Annotated in this window: 20 protein-coding genes; 10 read left to right on the top strand and 10 right to left on the bottom strand. The window is 62.2% G+C overall.

Annotated elements, in window-relative coordinates:
• Window positions 1-173: 173 nt before the first annotated feature.
• The gene (locus AC13C2_RS15675) at window positions 174-773 is read right to left on the bottom strand and encodes a nicotinate-nucleotide adenylyltransferase (RefSeq protein ID WP_482887387.1); all 600 of its coding nucleotides are present in this window, start codon (window positions 771-773) and stop codon (window positions 174-176) included.
• Window positions 774-1,164: 391 nt separating this feature from the next.
• On the opposite strand from AC13C2_RS15675, the gene ettA reads away from it, so the two are divergent.
• Window positions 1,165-2,820 carry an energy-dependent translational throttle protein EttA gene (ettA, locus tag AC13C2_RS15670; protein WP_092761120.1) on the top strand — a complete coding sequence of 552 codons (1,656 nt, stop codon included), beginning with the start codon at window positions 1,165-1,167 and terminating at the stop codon, window positions 2,818-2,820.
• 70 nt (window positions 2,821-2,890) lie between these two features.
• On the opposite strand, the gene AC13C2_RS15665 is transcribed toward ettA, so the two are convergent.
• From AC13C2_RS15665 to fliF, 5 genes are read right to left on the bottom strand one after another with little or no spacing between them, the layout of a single operon-like run.
• On the bottom strand, window positions 2,891-3,499 hold the full coding sequence (locus AC13C2_RS15665; RefSeq protein ID WP_482887386.1) for a hypothetical protein: 609 nt from the start codon (window positions 3,497-3,499) through the stop codon (window positions 2,891-2,893).
• A gap of 12 nt (window positions 3,500-3,511) precedes the next feature.
• Window positions 3,512-4,186, bottom strand: a complete 675-nt coding sequence (gene fliP / locus AC13C2_RS15660; protein ID WP_482887617.1) for a flagellar type III secretion system pore protein FliP — start codon at window positions 4,184-4,186, stop codon at window positions 3,512-3,514.
• 29 nt (window positions 4,187-4,215) lie between these two features.
• The gene (locus tag AC13C2_RS15655; protein ID WP_339640530.1) at window positions 4,216-4,491 is read right to left on the bottom strand and encodes a FliM/FliN family flagellar motor switch protein; all 276 of its coding nucleotides are present in this window, start codon (window positions 4,489-4,491) and stop codon (window positions 4,216-4,218) included.
• Window positions 4,484-5,035: a FliH/SctL family protein gene (locus AC13C2_RS15650; RefSeq protein ID WP_482887385.1), complete on the bottom strand. Its 552-nt coding sequence runs from the start codon at window positions 5,033-5,035 to the stop codon at window positions 4,484-4,486. The genes AC13C2_RS15655 and AC13C2_RS15650 overlap by 8 nt, the downstream gene beginning before the upstream one ends.
• Before the next feature lie 47 nt (window positions 5,036-5,082).
• Complete coding sequence (fliF, locus tag AC13C2_RS15645) at window positions 5,083-6,759, bottom strand: flagellar basal-body MS-ring/collar protein FliF (protein ID WP_482887384.1); 1,677 nt, start codon at window positions 6,757-6,759, stop codon at window positions 5,083-5,085.
• Between the two features lie 124 nt (window positions 6,760-6,883).
• Here fliF and AC13C2_RS15640 point away from each other — a divergent pair, with 124 nt between their 5' ends.
• From AC13C2_RS15640 to AC13C2_RS15600, 9 genes are all read left to right on the top strand, one after another.
• The gene (locus AC13C2_RS15640) at window positions 6,884-7,396 is read left to right on the top strand and encodes a flagellar basal body-associated FliL family protein (protein ID WP_482887383.1); all 513 of its coding nucleotides are present in this window, start codon (window positions 6,884-6,886) and stop codon (window positions 7,394-7,396) included.
• Between the two features lie 37 nt (window positions 7,397-7,433).
• Window positions 7,434-7,805: a hypothetical protein gene (locus AC13C2_RS15635; protein ID WP_482887382.1), complete on the top strand. Its 372-nt coding sequence runs from the start codon at window positions 7,434-7,436 to the stop codon at window positions 7,803-7,805.
• Entirely contained in the window at window positions 7,802-8,386 is a 585-nt protein-coding gene (locus AC13C2_RS15630) for a MotE family protein (RefSeq protein WP_474521164.1), read from the top strand. Before AC13C2_RS15635 ends, AC13C2_RS15630 begins: the two co-directional genes overlap by 4 nt.
• Before the next feature lie 4 nt (window positions 8,387-8,390).
• Window positions 8,391-9,254: a flagellar motor stator protein MotA gene (motA, locus tag AC13C2_RS15625; protein ID WP_482887381.1), complete on the top strand. Its 864-nt coding sequence runs from the start codon at window positions 8,391-8,393 to the stop codon at window positions 9,252-9,254.
• Entirely contained in the window at window positions 9,251-11,047 is a 1,797-nt protein-coding gene (locus AC13C2_RS15620) for a hypothetical protein (RefSeq protein WP_482887380.1), read from the top strand. The genes motA and AC13C2_RS15620 overlap by 4 nt, the downstream gene beginning before the upstream one ends.
• A gap of 62 nt (window positions 11,048-11,109) precedes the next feature.
• Window positions 11,110-13,170: a flagellar biosynthesis protein FlhA gene (locus AC13C2_RS15615; protein WP_482887379.1), complete on the top strand. Its 2,061-nt coding sequence runs from the start codon at window positions 11,110-11,112 to the stop codon at window positions 13,168-13,170.
• Entirely contained in the window at window positions 13,167-13,922 is a 756-nt protein-coding gene (locus AC13C2_RS15610) for a flagellar biosynthetic protein FliR (protein WP_339645130.1), read from the top strand. The genes AC13C2_RS15615 and AC13C2_RS15610 overlap by 4 nt, the downstream gene beginning before the upstream one ends.
• Window positions 13,919-14,992 carry an EscU/YscU/HrcU family type III secretion system export apparatus switch protein gene (locus tag AC13C2_RS15605; RefSeq protein WP_092759597.1) on the top strand — a complete coding sequence of 358 codons (1,074 nt, stop codon included), beginning with the start codon at window positions 13,919-13,921 and terminating at the stop codon, window positions 14,990-14,992. Before AC13C2_RS15610 ends, AC13C2_RS15605 begins: the two co-directional genes overlap by 4 nt.
• A complete protein-coding gene (locus tag AC13C2_RS15600) occupies window positions 14,989-15,315 on the top strand; it encodes a hypothetical protein (RefSeq protein WP_092759600.1) in 327 nt (108 codons plus the stop codon). The genes AC13C2_RS15605 and AC13C2_RS15600 overlap by 4 nt, the downstream gene beginning before the upstream one ends.
• A 46-nt stretch (window positions 15,316-15,361) precedes the next feature.
• On the opposite strand, the gene AC13C2_RS15595 is transcribed toward AC13C2_RS15600, so the two are convergent.
• From AC13C2_RS15595 to flgG, 4 genes are read right to left on the bottom strand one after another with little or no spacing between them, the layout of a single operon-like run.
• The gene (locus AC13C2_RS15595; protein WP_092759602.1) at window positions 15,362-15,817 is read right to left on the bottom strand and encodes a hypothetical protein; all 456 of its coding nucleotides are present in this window, start codon (window positions 15,815-15,817) and stop codon (window positions 15,362-15,364) included.
• Entirely contained in the window at window positions 15,817-16,545 is a 729-nt protein-coding gene (flgH, locus tag AC13C2_RS15590) for a flagellar basal body L-ring protein FlgH (protein WP_482887378.1), read from the bottom strand. Before flgH ends, AC13C2_RS15595 begins: the two co-directional genes overlap by 1 nt.
• Window positions 16,546-16,565: 20 nt before the next feature.
• Window positions 16,566-16,979: a flagellar basal body P-ring formation chaperone FlgA gene (gene flgA, locus AC13C2_RS15585; RefSeq protein WP_092759606.1), complete on the bottom strand. Its 414-nt coding sequence runs from the start codon at window positions 16,977-16,979 to the stop codon at window positions 16,566-16,568.
• Window positions 16,976-17,761: a flagellar basal-body rod protein FlgG gene (flgG, locus tag AC13C2_RS15580; RefSeq protein WP_092759608.1), complete on the bottom strand. Its 786-nt coding sequence runs from the start codon at window positions 17,759-17,761 to the stop codon at window positions 16,976-16,978. Before flgG ends, flgA begins: the two co-directional genes overlap by 4 nt.
• Window positions 17,762-17,765: the final 4 nt, after the last annotated feature.

The raw sequence follows: 17,765 nt of genomic DNA, 5'->3' as shown, positions 1-17,765 counted from the left end.
GAAGCGTCCGGCAGATCGCAATAACCCTTCGCCCGCGAAACACGGTCGGAAGATGTTAGGAAATCCGGACCGGGCAGGCGGGTCGTCTCAGGTTCAAAAAACCGCCGCGTCGCACCCCCGCCGCTGTGGCATCCGCATCCGTCCGATATGGCCCAAGGTTACTGGGTCACGGCCTAGCGCCAGCCACCCTCCGCGCGGATCGCGCTGGACGAGGTGGTGTTCATCGGCACATTCAGGAAGGTCCACGCCGGGGGCGTTTGCCGCCCTAGCCCTTGCGCCGCCTCGGTCGGAATTCGCGCGTTTCGATAGATCGTCGCGGTCGGAGAGCTGAGCGCCGCCGCGCGATCGCCGGGCCGGGCCAATACAGCGACGGGCACGGCAGCAAGAATGCTGCGCCAATGGTCCCAATGGTGGAACTGCGCCAGATTGTCCGCCCCCATCAACCAGACGAACCGCACACCCGGGTATCGCGCCTGCAACGCTGCGATCGTGTGTGCCGTATAGCGGGTGCCCAGCCGCACCTCGAGATCGGTGACGACGACGCGTGGATTGTCGATAACGCTACGTGCCTGCGCCATACGACGATCCAGCGATGCCGGGCCCTGCGTTTTGAGCGGATTGCCCGGACTGACCAGCCACCATACCCGGTCAAGACCCAGACGCTTGATCGCCTCGCGGGTGATGTGACCATGACCGGCATGGGCCGGGTCGAAAGACCCGCCCAAGAGGCCGATTATCTGCCCCGGTCGGGCAATGGGAAAGCCGTTGCGCATCGCGTCATCAACACCTTACCGCACCCATCGCGCAAGGGCGCGATTGTCGGCCTCTTCAGCGCGCGAGGTCATGAACAAAGTGCATCCGAGGTTCAGATGCCGTTCATCACCTCCCGCCGCCATGCCCATAACCGAGCGTCGCGCATCGTGCGAAACGCCGACCGAACTGGCCCGTGCGCGCGTTGCTGTCTGGGGAACACGCTCGCTGAAGGCCGGAAATCTGGCGGCAGCGGCCAATCAACCGCTTCGATTCCCGGCGTCGGTACTGCGGCACGCGACGGCCTGGCGCCCGCCGATGGCGGCTGCGACCGCAGGTTACGCCGGGCGCATTGCCCCCGCGCGGGTGGCGATATACATGGCGGCCATACCCCGAAACCGGAGGAATTCCAGCATGGCGAGCTATCAATACGTCTATCACATGGACGGCGTGTCCAAGGCCTATCCCGGCGGCAAGAAGGTGTTCGAAAACGTGCGCTTGTCGTTCTTGCCCGGCGTCAAGATCGGCGTCGTCGGCGTTAACGGCACCGGCAAGTCGACCCTGATGCGGATCATGGCCGGACAGGACAAGGACTTCCAGGGCGAGGCATGGGCCGCAGAGGGCGCGAAAGTCGGTTACCTGCCGCAGGAGCCGAACCTCGACGACAGTCTGACGGTGCGCGAGAACGTCATGCTGGGCGTCTCCGAGAAGCAGGCCATCCTCGACCGTTACAATGAACTTGCCATGAATTATTCGGATGAAACCGCCGAGGAGATGGCCAGTCTGCAGGACGTCATCGACAGTCAGAACCTCTGGGATCTGGACAGTCGTGTCGACATCGCTCTGGAGGCACTGCGCTGCCCCCCAGATGATGCGAGTCCGGCAAACCTGTCGGGTGGCGAACGCCGTCGTGTTGCGCTGTGCAAGCTGCTGCTGGAAGCGCCGGACATGCTATTGCTGGACGAGCCGACGAACCACCTGGACGCCGAGACGATCGCCTGGTTGCAGCGACACCTGATCGACTACAAGGGTACGATCCTGATCGTAACACACGACCGTTACTTCCTCGATGACATCACGACCTGGATTCTGGAACTGGAGCGGGGCCGCAGCATTCCCTACGAAGGCAACTATTCATCCTGGGTCGAACAGAAAGCCAAGCGATTGGCGCAGGAAGCCAAAGAGGACAAGTCGCGTACCAAGACGCTGGAGCGGGAACTGGAATGGATGCGCGCCGGGGCCAAGGCGCGACAGTCGAAGTCCAAAGCCCGGATCGCAGCCTATCACGAAATGGCGGACCGCTCCGAGAAGGAGTTGGTCGGCAAGGCCCAGATCATCATTCCGAATGGCCCGCGCCTGGGAAGCAAGGTAATCGAGGTCGATAATCTGACCAAGGCCTATGGCGACAAGCTGTTGTTTGAAAACCTTTCGTTTTCGCTTCCTCCGGGCGGCATTGTCGGAGTCATCGGGCCGAACGGAGCGGGTAAATCGACCTTGTTTCGCATGCTGACGGGGCAGGAGCAGCCCGACACCGGAACTGTCGAATTCGGTGATACGGTCAAGCTGTCCTACGTCGATCAGTCGCGTGATGATCTTAACCCGGACGAGAATGTCTGGCAGGCGATTTCCGGCGGGGCCGAACTGATCAAGCTGGGCGACGCTGAGATCGCCTCCCGCGCCTATTGCGGGGCATTCAACTTCAAGGGCGCAGACCAGCAGAAGAAGGTCGGCATCCTGTCAGGCGGTGAGCGCAATCGCGTCCATATGGCACGGCTCTTGAAAGACGGCGGAAATGTTCTGCTGCTGGACGAACCGACCAACGATCTGGACGTGGAGACGCTGCGCGCGCTGGAAGACGCCATTGCGGAATTCGCGGGCTGTGCCGTGGTCATCAGCCACGACCGTTTCTTCCTCGACCGGCTATGCACGCACATCCTCGCGTTCGAAGGCGATGCGCATGTCGAGTGGTTCGAGGGTAACTTCGAGGCCTACGAAGAAGACAAGGCCCGACGTCTGGGACCGGAATCGCTGAATCCGACGCGGGTCAAATACAAAAAGTTCTCACGTTGATTCAACGGCGCATGTCAGTGTGTCCGATACCCCCTGGGGCGCGCGCTCGTTCGCTGGACAGTTGCGCGCCTTACCGTGCCCCCTGTTCAAGCTGACGCAAGGCGCGATGCACAGCCCGAACCTGTCCGCCCGGCAATGCGCGCAGGTCGCTGGCCTGTTCCAGCGATGGCTTGCCCATCAGGCTCATGGCAATCACCGCCGGATGTTCGCGTGCCATGCTGGCCGTGTCGAACGTCTCAGTAATCAGTCTGTGTACGGAGTCGGGGGCGAGCATGGTGGATTGCAACGGCGTTTCGGCCCGACGATCAGGCCGATACGGCTCGGGAGCCGTTAGCGTCAGGCGCGGCCCGACGGTCGGTCGCCGCACCGGTTCTGACGCATCCGCTGTCGGTGCCACCGGGTCAAGACGCAGGCGGGGCGCCGGCTTGGTAAAGACGCGTGTTGTCTTGGGCGCAGCAGGTGAGGGCGCCGGGGTCTGCGCCATTCCGGCGCGTCCTTCGACGGTTTCGACCAGATCGCGGGCCCAGTCACGCAGGCGCTCGGGTGCGATAGACGTCGCATTGGTTCCCCCGGTGCCAAGCATAGCGATCAGTGCGTGTGCCTTTTCGGCGTTGCTGGCGGGCGACGCGGCGGCAGCTCGGGTCAGGGGTACGGCGGGTTTACCGGCAGTATTTGGCATGAGAAATCCTTGTCAGAGATAGCTTCGCACCAGCGCGCCGGACACCAATGTCCAGCCATCCACCACAACGAAGAATGCGAGTTTGAAGGGCAGTGAAACGATTGCCGGTGGCACCATCATCATGCCCATCGACATCAGGATCGCGGCGGCGACCATATCGATGATCAGAAAAGGCATGAAGACCAGGAACCCGATCTGAAACGCCCGACTGACTTCCGACAAAAGGAAAGATGGCACCAGAACGGAAAGTGCGCCGGGTTCCGTTCCGGGGCGGAGATCCTGCAAATGCGCCAGCGTATTGGCGTCGACGCGGTTTGCCATGAAGACGCGAAACGGCTCGACTGCGGCGGGGATCGCCTCACTCGCGTCCATTTCGCCGCGCGTCAACGGGCCGACCCCGACGTCCCAGGCGGCCATCGCAACAGGCTCCATCACGAAATAGGTCAGGAACATCGCCAGACTGACAATCAGCATGTTAGGCGGTGACGCCTGCAACCCGATGGCCTGTCGCATGATTGAAAGAACCGTTACGATGAACGGAAAACAGGTCACGGTAATCGCAATGCCTGGGGCGAGGCTCAGAACTGTCAGCAGCGCGATCAGCTGGACCGTTCGCAGGGTCAGCGTGCCTTCGCCAAGTTCTATCCCCAGTTCCTGCGCGTTGGCCGTTCCGGACAGGGTCAGCATTGCGGTGAGAACGAGGCCAAACAGAAATCTCACGCAATGCCATCCGTTTCGGCTACTTCGGTCAGACGAACGGCAAGGCGACCGGACGGTTCGCCGTCCATCTCCTGGAGTTCGCCGCGGGCGATCAGGCGGTCGCCCGCATACAGTTCGACCGGGTCCGTCAGCCCGCGGTCCAGTGTCAGGATGGCGTCACGCTTCAGCGTCAGAAGTTCCGCTACCGTCGGATGTGCCCGTCCGACCGAGATTGTGATCTCGACAGGAACACGGGACATGGCGGATTTCGTGTCTTGGGTCGGATCAGCCATTCAGGGCCTCCTTAAGGCCGGCGGCATCCTGCCCCCGGTCCATCGTTGCAAGAAAGGTTTCGAGCGCATCGTCCAGCGCGGTCAGCACGCCCTCCAGGTCGATCTGACGCTCCTGACCCGTCCACCGGATCAACGCCTGGGACATCGACAAGGCAGGCTCTGACGTGACGGTGACGCGTTCTGCCGCGATGCCGCCCCGCTCCAGCAGGCGCGCAACCGGAGCCGCGTCTTCGGGCGCGACCACGAGCGTAAGACATTCCGTCCCGGCATCGAGAACGGCCTCCACCTCCTCCAGCAGGATCGGCAGAAAGGCCCGTTCGACCGTGCTGGGCAGAAGTTTGTCGAACACGTCGCGGAGAGCAGGCTCCAGTGTCATCAGCGCAGTCGTCATAGCCGCGCGCTGATCCCGTTCCAACCCGGTCAGACGTTCGGCCAATTGCGCAGCGACGCGGGATTGCTCCGCTTCGACCTGAGCCATGGCGTCATCCCATCCCGCGTTGTAGCCATCGTCGAACCGGTCGATGGCATGGTCGACGGAGGCCATCCCAGGCGCCTGTCCGCAGGCGCCGAAATCTTCTAGCCTCAGGGCCATCACCGGACCTCACCGGGCGTGTCGTCCATCCATCCGCGCAGGACTTCGATGGTTTCCTCCCGGCGATCCGTGATCAGACGCCGCAGGCGATCGACCGGATCGTCACTCGACGTGACATCCTCCTTGTCCCTTTCGGACAGGGTTTGCAGCGCAGACAGGTCTGAAAGATCGGGCAAGTCGCCCATGTTCGGCAGGTCGCCGAGATCGGACAGAGGTGTAGGCTTGACCGCACCGGGTGCGGAAAGTTCCAACGGGGCGGCTGCCGAATTGGCTGACGGGGGACCGAGGGCCGTCGAAGCAGCTGCACTCCGATTGGTCAATTGCGGCGTCATCACCCTGTTCAGAACGGGGCGCACGACAAAGGCCATAACTCCAATCGCAACAAGAGCCAGCAGACCCGCCGTCACCATCTGCGTCACCTGTCCGCCGCTGAGCCATGGCAGGGACAGACCCGGAGCCACATTGCCCAGCTCATCAAGCTGCTCGAACTGCATGGTACGAACGGTGACCACATCGCCACGATCGGCTCGGAAACCGACTGCCGATTCGACCAGCTCGCGAATGACCGACAGTTCCTCCCCGGTGCGCGGCGTCCACACAATTGTTCCATCGGCGGCCGGTTCGCGCAGCCCGTCTACCATGACGGCCACGGTCAGACGGTCGATTGCACCGGGTGCCCGCTCGATCTGTCGCTGAGTGGCCGAAAAGTCGTAGTTGACCCGTTCCCGCGTCTCGGCGTTGCTGCTTTCGTTGCCGCCCCCGTCGGCGGCGTCGCCCTCGGGCAGGTTGCTGGCCACTGTAACGCCCGCGCCCGCTCCGCCCCGGTCGGAGGCGGTTCGCTCCTCCGTATCGGTGCTGATTACCACGCGGCTGTCTGGGTCCAGCACGCGTTCGGTGATCGTCTCCCGGTCCTTGCGTGTCTCGACCGCGACTTCGACAACGAATCGCCCGTCGCCGACCCGTGCAGTCAAAAGATTTTCGACCGCAGCACGCATCTCCGCAATTCGCGAATCGCGCTCCTCTGCTTCGGTGTCGACAGTCCCGCCGCCGACCACGCGACGGCTGGCGGCATCGATCACTGTCACGTCCTCGGGCACCAGGTTACGGACGGCACCGGCCACCAGCGACTGGACCGCACGGGCCAGCGACGATCCGACCGCGCCCGATGTCATCTGCACCGTGACCGAGGCGGTGGCCGTACGGTCACGTGAAAATGGCGACGAATCGGCTGTGGCCAGATGGACCCGTGCCAGCTTGACCCCCGGCGATGCCAGAATCGTTCGCGTCAGCTCGCCTTCGCGGGCGCGCCAATAGGCGGCGTCGAACATCTGCGAAGTGGTTCCGAACCCACTGAGCCCGTCGAGCAATTCATAGCCGGTGCCATCCATGCGCGGCAGGCCTTCGCCCGCCAGTTGCATCCGTAACTCATCGCGCTCAGCACCGTCGACATAGATTGAATCGCCCGTGATTTCATAGGCGACGCCTCTCGTATCCAGGTTTGCGATCACTTCCGCCGCGGCAGATGGATCGAGCCGTGCGAAAAGCAGTTCCATCCGGGGAGCGGTGGCCAAACGGGTCAGGAAAAACACCGACAGGAATGCCAGCAGGGTCGCGACGGCAAGCACGCCAAGCCGACGCTTGTCCTGCCCCTGCCAGAAGGTTGTCAGATTCTCCACGTGCGATCCTCCGGGATGCGATGCACCCGTTCTGGGCGTCGATGCACAGGATTCCGCAATTCCATTAACATTCGGTTAGTCACCAGTCGGGTAGGACAAATGCGGAACTCACGAGGATGCTGGTATGCGCGACACCGACGATTCTGCCGACAAGGCGACCGGCAAGCCACGCCGTGGCATGGGAAAAATGGGGTGGATCGCGACCCTGATTCTTGTGCTCGCGCTGGGTGGCGGCGGATTCTACGCGACTTTTTCCGGAATGGTCGGCGGCGGGCAGGACATGGCAAAGCCGATACCTGAACAGGGCGACGCCGGCGGCTACGACACCGCGACATCGGATGCGCCCATTTATCTTGAACTCGACCCGCTGATGGTGTCGGTCGGCGGTGCGGGTTCTGTCCGCCAACTCCGGTTCCGCGCTTACCTTCAACTGGATGACCGACGAACCGATGTGGCGTCTCTTCAGCCCCGCATCCTGGATATTTTCGCGACCTACCTGCGCGCGATTTCCATCGCCCGGCTAGAGGACCCTACGGCACTTCTGCACCTGCGCGCGCAACTGCTGCGGCGGGTTCAACTGCTGACCGGACCGAATGCCGTCAGCGATCTACTCATCATCGATTTCGTGATCACCTGAGATGCAGACACTTACCTTTATCTCCGACGTGCTCCTGGTGGCCGCAACCCTTGGCATGGCGCTTTGGTGCCGCATTCTGTGCCAGCGGTTGAAGGCGTTCAACGACATTGACACCGGTCTGGGCGGAACGATCGCGGCGCTGTCGCTTCAGGTCGACGACCTGAAGGCCTCGATCGCATCGGCAGCGGCATCGGCGCAGGGCAATGACAGGTCCAGAATTCTGTCGGCAGCGACGGAAAAGGCTGACGACCGGATCGGACGGATGGAAATGCTTCTCGCCAGTCTGGAAGACCTCGAGGAGGAGGCATCGGATCGCCTGCTTCGGGATCCGGTTTCGCCTGTCGACATCGAGCCCATGCCAAGTTTCCGGGCCGCGAGAACGATAGATTTCGGAAGGGGGGGCCGATGAAAGCGTTCTTCATTCGCAACGTGAAGCGCCTCTCGATCACAACGCTGATCGTCATTTTGCTGATCTCGGCGCTCAGTCGAATTGTGTCGGCGGGCCTGGCCGGTCTGCCCGACGAAGCTCTTGATCCGACCGACGCACCCTATGACCGCAACGCATTGCTCTGCCCGCCATCGGATGAGGTATCGATGCTGATCACCCAGATCGGTCAACGGGGCGAAGATCTTACCAACCGCGAGATGACGGTCGCGCTGCGGGAACAGGATATCGCCGTCGCCCGGCAGGAAATCGAAGGCGCGCTCGCCCGCCTGACAGAAGCCGAAGAGAGGCTCGCCGCGCGGATGCAGCAATCCAGCACGGCGGCGGATACTGATGTGGACCAGCTGGTCCGCGTCTACGAAGGCATGAAGCCAAAAGAAGCCGCCGTCCTGTTCGAGGCTATGGAGCCCGCATTTGCCGCAGGCTTTCTGACCCGGATGAGCGCCGATGCGGCCTCTGCCCTGTTTTCGAACCTGTCACCGGAAAAGGCATATGCGCTCAGCGTAATCATGGCCGGGCGCAATGCCAACGCGGCAAAGGAGTAGTCCTATGGTCGGTGTCGCAGGTATCGTCTTCATCTTCGTCATGGTTTTTGGCGGCTATCTGATGGCGGGTGGCAAGATGGCCATCATCCTCAAGACCTTGCCATATGAAATCACCATGATCGGCGGGGCCGCCATCGGCGCTTTTCTGGTGGGCAACAGCATTCCCGAGATCAAGCATACGCTCAAAGACATCGTGAAAGTGTTCAAGGGGCCCAAATGGAAGCCCGGCGACTACCGCGATCTGCTGTGTCTGCTGTACGAACTGGTTCGTCTGGGACGACAGAATGCCGTTGCCCTCGAAGAGCATATCGAGAATCCCGCCGAATCGTCAGTCTTTCAGGAGTATCCCCGAATTATCGCAGACGCCGAAGCGATCGCGATGATCTGTGACACCTTGCGCGCCATTTCGATGAACTATGATGATCCGCATCAGGTCGAAGACGTGTTGGGTCGCCGGATGGAGGAAAACCTCTACCATTCGATGCACTCCAGCCATGCCTTGCAGTCGATGGCAGACAGCCTTCCGGCCCTCGGCATCGTGGCAGCCGTGCTGGGCGTGATCAAGACAATGGGATCCATCGACCAACCTCCGGAAGTTCTGGGAAAACTGATCGGCGGTGCCCTCGTCGGCACATTTCTCGGCGTGTTCCTCGCATATGGCATCGTCGGACCTTTCGCCATCCGCTTGAAGGCGATCTGCGAGCAGGACGCTCATTTCTACTCCCTGATTCAGGATGTCCTGGTCGCCAACCTGCATAACCACGCGACCAACATCTGCATCGAGGTCGGGCGTCAGTCGACACCGACCCACATGCGGCCCAGCTATTCCGAACTCGAAGAAGCCATAAAGGCGAGGAGGGCCGCATGATACGTATGATTGTCGTCATGGTCCTGATCGGATTTGGCGGAGCATATCCTCTGTCCGCCGAAACCGCGTCGGTTCAATCCGGTGAACACGCAACCTTCAGCAGGCTGGTTTTTCCGGACAAACCCGGTCGGACATGGCGTCAGGAAAGACCAACGCCATCGCGCGTGGAAATCATCTTTTCGGAAGGCGCGCCCGATCTCGACCTGGCTCGGGTCTTCGATTTCATCCCCCGCGACCGACTGCGGGAAGCTGTATTCACGACAGGAAAGCTGATCCTGACTCTTGGCTGCGAGTGTCCTGTCGACATCAGCCAGATCGCTTCGGGGCATATCGTCGTCGACGTCGGAGACGGACCGCCATTGCCTGCCGGAGATCGCCGCCTGGAAGCGAATCGCGCAGTCTTACCCGCTAAGCCCCGTCAGCGACTTTTGCCGCTGGTCCTGCCGCCCCGCAACTTGACGGGCCCGACATTCTCGGAGCCCATGGGTCCGACCGTTGCCGACGCGCAGATTGCGGTCGCCGACACATCCGGTCCGCCACAAATACGATTTCATCCCCTCGGAAACGTTCCCCTGACGCTGATCGACACGAAATCGAAGGGCGACACCCAGAGCGCCCAGGCCTGCCCGATCGAAGCACTTGCAGCTGAAACTCTGCATCAGGACCCGGCCGAGGCACTGCAATCGCTTGGTGCACAGATCGGGCTGTTGCTCGACGGCGGTGACGTACTTGACCGGTCCGCGGTCATCCGGTTGTCGCATATTTACCTTGCCATCGGGTGGGGGGCCGAAGCGCTGCAGATCGCATCAACCAATTCAATCGATCAAACGGCCCTTTCCACTATTGCCGCAGCGCTGGACGGTATTCCGAACCCCGGTGGCCCGGTTCCCGACCCAGGGTGCGGCCCTGCAACTGCCGTGATCGCGCTTTTGTCCCTTGAGGGGCCTTCGGACTGGGATCGGACAGATTTGCCCGCCGTGACGGGTTTTCTCGATGGCATGCCGACGGATCGCTGGCGCGACTTGCGAGACAGGCTCGAGGCCGCGCTCGGAGAGGTGAACTCATCGCAGGTTTTGGTAGGTCTGGGGCCCGCACAGGACGATACGGTCGACGCATCCACACCGAGCGTGCGGGCTGCCGGTACAGACATTGCTGCCATCGAGGCCACGATCGAAATTCTCGCACGCGCCCTGACGAAAGGCATTGCTGCACCTGATCTGCAGATCGGTAACGCATTGGCGCTCCGCCCATCGATCCCTGACGGGCCGTTGCGTGATCAACTGGATGTTTTGCTGGCGGAGACGTTAGTGGTTGCGCGCAGACCCGGCGAAGCCGTCGCGATGGTTGCGAATGGGGATGCATCCGCCTCCGACATTCTCGACCTCGCGTTGCGACATCTCTCACCCTCCCAAGCTGCCGAATTTGTCGTACGGCTGCGACCGCACCTGACTGCATTTCCTATCGCGCGGCAGAAGGCCCAGGCCATGTTTGCGAATCTCGACCTGCCCGAGATCGCCCGACGGTTCGCGGACGACGATCCACCCACACAGGACTTTGTTCCGACCGAGGCCATCCTCCCGCTAGCGGATGTCGACCCATGGCTCTCGCGGAATATGGCGATGCTCGCCGCCGCGCCAGTCGAAATATGGACCGATCGGAACCGGTTGGCGCAGGCAATCGTATCCCGCAACGCAAGCGACTTGCCGCCAGCCGACCTTGCTGCCGCCGAGGCGGTTCTGTCGGAAAGCCGCATTCTCTCGGACCTCGTCTCCCGGCTTGTCCGGTCGCCGTAACCCCGCGTTAACCAGACGCGCGTAAGAGCGGGAAATCGCCGTTCGCCCGACAGGATGACTGCATGAGATCAATGTTCCAACCAACGGCTATGATGGCCCTCGCTCTGATGGCCGTCATCCTGATGATGATTTTACCCATGCCGTCCTGGGTTCTCGATATCGGTCTGTCCGCCAGCTTCGCGATCGCGATCCTGATCTTCACGACGACGCTGTTTATCGAGCGTCCGCTGGATTTTTCCGCCTTTCCGACGATCCTGCTGGCTTCCCTAATGTTGCGTTTGTCGCTCAACGTCTCTTCCACGAAGCTGATCATCGGGCAGGGGCATACCGGCACCGACGCCGCAGGATCCGTGATCGAGGGATTCGCATCTTTCGTAATGAGTGGCAGTGTCGCGTTGGGACTTGTGGTGTTCGGTGTACTGCTGATCGTAAACTTCATGGTCATCACCAAAGGCGCGACCCGGATGGCCGAAGTGGGCGCGCGGTTCGCGCTGGACGGCATGCCGGGCAAGCAACTTGCCATCGACAGCGATATGTCCGCAGGGGCCATCGGTCATGAGGAAGCCAAGCGACGCCGCGAGGTTGAATTGGCCGAGACGACATTCTTCGGATCTCTTGATGGCGCATCGAAATTCGTCAAGGGCGATGCCGTCGCGGGCCTCCTGATCACGTTGCTCAACCTTGTCGTGGGGTTAAGCGCCGGAATGATCGCACATGGCATGCCGATCGGTCAGGCTGTTGAAACGTATGCGATTCTTACGGTGGGTGACGGACTGGTGTCGCAGATCCCAGCCGTCATTATTTCGATTGCATCCGGACTTTTGCTGGCGCGTGGCGGCAGTAAAGGGGCCGTCGACAAGGACATCGCCGCACAGATCGGCCGTCATCCCGCCGCGCTTGGGACTGTAGCGCTGATCATGATGGTTTTCGCCTTGGTTCCCGGCTTGCCCTTTCTGCCTTTCACCATAGGCGCCGTTATTCTGGGGGGTACTGCGGCAATTCGGTTTCGTACCTTGGCCAAACCCGAGGCGCCGCCACCGGAAGACATCGCTCCGATCTTGAACGAACGGCAGATCGGGGACGTTCTGGCGCTGGATGAGATCCGCGTCGAATTCGCGCTCGATCTTGTTGACCTGGCGCTTGACCCCTCGAACGGACTGGAATCGCGGATCACAGGGCTGCGAAACCATATCGCCGAGAAGTTCGGCATCATCCTGCCGGAAATCCGCCTGACCGACGATCAAGGTCTGCCGGCAGGCACCTATGTCATTCTGATTCAAGGCGTTGAAGCGGCCCGTGACCGGCTGGAGCGCGATCACGTTCTGATGCTGACTGGTGCAGGCACACCGGAACGGGTTCCGGGCCGAGCCGTGAAAGAACCGGTATACGGTGCTCCGGCCAAGTGGATTCCATCGTCGGCGGCGACTGATCTGATCGGCGAAACCATTGTGACACCGGGCGAAGTTCTCGCCACGCATCTGCTCGAAGTCATCAAGTCGAATTTCCCGCGCCTTCTGGGGCTCAAGGGTTTGCAGCATCTGCTGGACGCCTTTACCAAGGTTTCCTCGCCCGAAAAGGCGGTCGCGAACCGGCGTCTGCTGGAGGAGTTGGTACCGTCGAAAGTCTCACCGGAACTGCTGCTCTCGGTTCTGCGCCTTCTGCTGGCCGAACGCGTTTCGGTGCGAAACCTTCCGGTCATTATCGAGGCGATCGCCGAGCAGCGAGAGACGGGGCACGGAGCCGATGATATCGCAGAACACGTTCGCCGTCGCCTGTCGGCACAGATCACGGCTGAGATGAAACGCCCCGACGGGACGCTGCCGCTGATCCAGCTTTCCCCGGATTGGGAGGCTGCGTTCGAACGGTATCAGCTTGATGGCGCGACGGGTCGCGGCGACGTCGCGCTGCCTCCGGACATGTTTCAGAAGCTGGCCATCGGGCTGGCTCAAAGCATCGGACAGGCGGCGGAACAGGGCAATCATGCGGCAATTGTCACATCAGCCCGCCGCCGCCGCTTCGTCCATGACATCATGGCCGCCCGCGGCCTGCCGAACCCCGTCATCGCATATGAGGAAATCGGGCCAGCCACTACGCCGGCGATCTTAGGGTCAGTGGCCGCATGATCGAGGCCGCGCTGGCGCTGCACGACGCGGCGCTGCCGCTCCTGTCGCAATTGTTCGCGGTATTCCTGCGTGTCGGTGGTCTGATGCTGGTCGTGCCGGGCTTCGGTGACCGCCTGATCCCCATGCGTATCCGGTTGGTCGTGGGCTTCGCCCTGTCGGCCGCCATCGCGCCGTCTGTTCCCGTACCTGCGGCGGTCACGCCCGACCTTGTCGCCGTCGAACTGACAGTGGGCTTCGCTCTCGGAACGGTCCTGCGGTTCATCGCTGCCGCCCTGACCATGGCCGGGATGATGGCGGCGCAATTGACGTCGCTTTCGCAGCTGTTCGGAAACGTCGAGCCATCATCGGCCATCGGCAACCTGCTGAACATGGCGGGGTTGGCTCTCCTGATGGCGTCGGGGTTGCCGATGATGCTGATCGAGATGCTGATGCGCAGCTATGACGTGCTGCCACAGGGCCTGGCCATGCCCGGGGACGATGTTGCCGGATGGGTCGTCACTCGCGCGTCCCAGGCCTTCGGGCTGGCCTTTGCCATGGCCGCTCCCTTTGCCCTGGCCGCCCTGATCTACAACGCGGCGATGGGTGTTATAAATCGGGCGATGCCCCAGTTGATGGTTGCCCTGGTAGGCGCACCTGCGATCACCGGGGCCAGCGCGGTTCTGTTGTTTCTGGCCGCACCCTTGATCCTGACAGTCTGGAAAACCACGATGGTCGCCGTTCTGGCGGATCCCATCGGCGGCGGAATGCCATGAGCAAGGACGACGGCGCAGAACGCAGTCACGAGGCCACGCCGCAGAAGCTGGACGAGGCGCGCCGCAAAGGCGAGCTCGTCAAATCGCAGGACCTGGCAAGTTGGGCCGGATATCTGGGCGCGCTTCTCGCGCTGATCGTGGTTGCGCCCGACGTTGGTCAGCGACTGGCGGATCTGGGTGGCAGCCTGTTGCAGGATGCCGAGGCGCTGTCCGCCCCTTTGGCGTCCGGTGGTCCGGGTCGCTCCGCCGACGTCATGCTGGAGGGGTTGATCGCGATCGGCCTGATCGTTTCCCCCTCGGTCACGCTTGTCATCGTCGTTCTGATCGCGCAACGCGCCATCGTCGTTGCGCCGTCCAAGCTTGCGCCCAAGCTCTCGCGCATTTCCATCCTGTCGAATGCCAAGAACAAATTCGGTCCCAGCGGATTGTTCGAGTTCTTCAAATCCGCCGTGAAGATGATCCTGTTCGGCAGTCTGATGGTCTGGTTCCTGCTGCGCCACGCGGACCGTTTCATCGCGGCGGCGGCGGGCGACCCGCGGGCGATTCCCGCCATGATGACCGACCTCCTGGCCAAATTCGTCGTTGTTGTCGTGATCGTGTCGGGTGCCATCGCCGCCATCGATTATGCCTGGCAACGCCATACCCATATGGCCAAGAACCGTATGACCCGGCAGGAGGTTCTGGACGAGATGAAGCAATCCGAAGGCGATCCGCAGTTGAAAGCCCAGCGACGGCAGAAAGCACAGGAAATCGCGCTGAACCAGATGCTTCAGGATGTGCCGGATGCTACGGTGATCGTCGTCAACCCGACGCATTATGCCGTTGCCCTGAAATGGTCGCCCATGGACCCTTCACCCCCGGTTTGCCTCGCCAAGGGGGTCGACCACGCCGCTGCGCGCATCCGCGAAGCAGCGGCCCAGGCAGACATTCCGATCTTCAGCGATCCACCAACTGCGCGGGCGCTTCATGCCACGGTTGAGGTCGGAGAAGCGATTGATCGCGAACATTTTGCCGCCGTCGCGGCTGCGGTCCGGTTCGCCCGAGCCCTGTCGGGCAGGGACGAGACATGACGGACAAGACCGATCTTGTGGTTCTGTGTCAGCTGGCCGGTCTGACGGCGGAGAAATCCGCCGCCCGGCTGGCGCGTATACAATCGCTGATCGACACGTTGGAGGGGAAGGCGGCCGATCTGCGCCGGGCGGCTCCGGCGGCACCCGTTTCCATCACCGAGGCAGTGATGCGGGATCGTTGGCATCGCTGGCGGACCCAGCAGATTACCTTACTCAACATGCAGGTGGCGCGCCTCCAGGCCGTGGCCCAGCCCCAGCGTGAGGTGCATGCACGGAATACCGCGCGCAACGCAGTCCTCGAGAAGCTCAGCAAAAAGCGATGACGGCAGCGCGATGATTGTTACGCGGCGCCGTGTCGGCTTGGCCGTATCAGCTTGATTGGCGCGTAACCGAAGAAATCAGGACGCGGGCAGTTTCATCGTCCAGACGCTCACGCAGAACATCGTCCAGACGCAACCGCAGACGCTGCATCGAGACGGGGTCCGTGAAATTTCCATCGAATCCCCCGAGACTCCCATGAAGAAACAAGGCCTCGGTCAGACCGTCGCGCAGCACGGGTTCGCGCAACAGGATATCTTCCTGCCCGGTGTTGTCCGATGCCACGCCCAGGCTCAGGATGACATGGCTCCAGACCTGACCATCGCGCAGGATCGGGACAACAAAAGCTTCGCGCAGTGTCGCCACGGCGTCCAGCGCCTTGGGCTGCTCCGGCACGGCCTCGCTCTCGTCTGCATTGTCTGCCACGGGTTTCAGAAAGTGACCTGCAGCCGCCCCCCCGACAAGCGACAGGGCGATCGCGAACAGGGCGAGGATCTTCGCCATCATCAGAACGGCAGCAGGATGTCGGCCACCTGCTGTCCGTATCGCGGTTGCTGCACATCGGTGATCTGGCCACGTCCCCCATAGGAGATACGGGCCGCCGCGATCTTGTCATATGTGATCTCGTTCTGGCGCGAAATGTCCTCGGGTCGGACGTAGCCGGTCACCAGCATCTCGCGAAGTTCGAAATTCACGCGCACCTCCTGGCGGCCCTCGATCCGCAGCACGCCATTGGGCTGCACATCGACAACCGTCGCGGCGACGCGCAGGGTCAGTCGCTCTTTTCGACGAACCCCGCCGGAGCCGTTCGACGCGCTTTGCGACGATGTCCCGACCGCACTGGCCAGGCTTGATCCATCGGGCAGACTGTCCTGAACGGCCTGTGGCAGGCCAAATAAATCGGGGATCTGCAGCGACTCCGATCCGCTGCGCGACCGGTTGGTGGCATTGTCGATCTCGGCGCGTTCGTCGATCTCGACCACGACGGTCAGGATGTCGCCACGCCCGCCCGCCCGCCTGTCACCCAGAAGCGACTGACGGTCGCCGGTCCAGAGCGACGCCGCCCGCAGCGGATCGCGTTGCGCCAGAATGTCGACGGGTTGCGGTGCTGTCATTGCCAGATGTTCCGCGCTTTGGACGGCGGGCGTCAACTCCGGTGCCTGGCCCACGTCGGCAATTTTTCCGCAGGCAGACAGCAAGACGAATATCGCGAGGACAGGCAGAAAGGGCTTCATGGAAAGGCTCCGCTCTCAGATCAGTTGACGACGACGGAACCGGTTGCGGTGGCAACCCCGGTAACCGTCGATCGGGAAGAAAGGTTCATTACGCGCACCGGTTCGCCGGTGCCTGCGCGCGACAGGGCACGCCCGTCGAGTGTGATGGTCAGGCTGCCGCGTCGATACACGAGCGGTACGATCATGTTGCGCTGTACCACCGTCGGCAGACCGACATCGCGGGTCTGGATCGGGCGGCCCGGATAAAGGTTCACCCGCGCCTCCAACCCGATGATGTCGCGTGGGTCGAGAAACCCGTCGGGCGCATCGGTATCGACAAAGCCCAGGTCGTCGGCCGTCAGCACAGTCCCCGCGCGGATCGCGCGGACGGCCATGACCGACTCGGCGGCAACCGGGCCAGCCGTCAGCAGCAACAGGATCGCGATACGGATCATCGGATCTGTGTCGTTGCCGACATCATCTGATCCGCCGCCGTGATGACCTTGGCGTTCATTTCATAGCCACGCTGTGCTTCGATCAGTTCGGTGATTTCCCGCACTGCGTCGACCGAGCTGTCCTCCAGATATCCCTGGCGGAAGAAGCCCAGCCCGTCTTCGCCCGGAAAGCCGACCAGCGGAGCGCCCGATGCGCCGGTCTCCGAGTAGAGATTGGACCCGAGCGCTTCGAGTCCCTTTTCGTTGGTGAACCCGACGAGGGTCAGCTGACCCAGAAGTTCCGGCTCGGTCCGGTCGATGAAATAGGCATATATCTCGCCCTCGGGGTTGATTGAAATCGACCGGGTATCGTCGGGTATCGTGATGTCCGGCACGACCGGGTGGCCGTCCGACGTGACCAGAAGCCCATCGCCGGTGCGCTTGAGCGCACCATCGCGGGTATAGGCGGCAGAGCCCGAGGGAAGCGTGACCTCGATATAGCCACGCCCCTCGATGGCGAGATCCAGGTCGCCGCCGGTCTGACCCAGCGCGCCCTGCGCCACCTCCATGGTGACGGCGGTCGGGCGAACGCCCAGACCCAGCTGCACACCTGCAGGCACGATCGCGCCGGTCGCGGAGTTTATCGATCCGGCGCGGGTAACCTGCTGATAGTGAAGGTCCGCAAACTCGGCCCGGCGGGCGTTATAGCCAGTGGTGTTCATGTTGGCGAGGTTGTTGGAAATGACCTCCACCCTTGTTTGCTGCGCGGCCATGCCGGTCGCCGCGATACTCAGTGCACGCATGGGT

This window comes from Jannaschia sp. L-14R, from assembly GCF_056857695.1.
The sequence above is the reverse complement of the archived record's forward strand: the minus strand, read 5'-3'. Positions and strand labels throughout refer to the sequence as shown.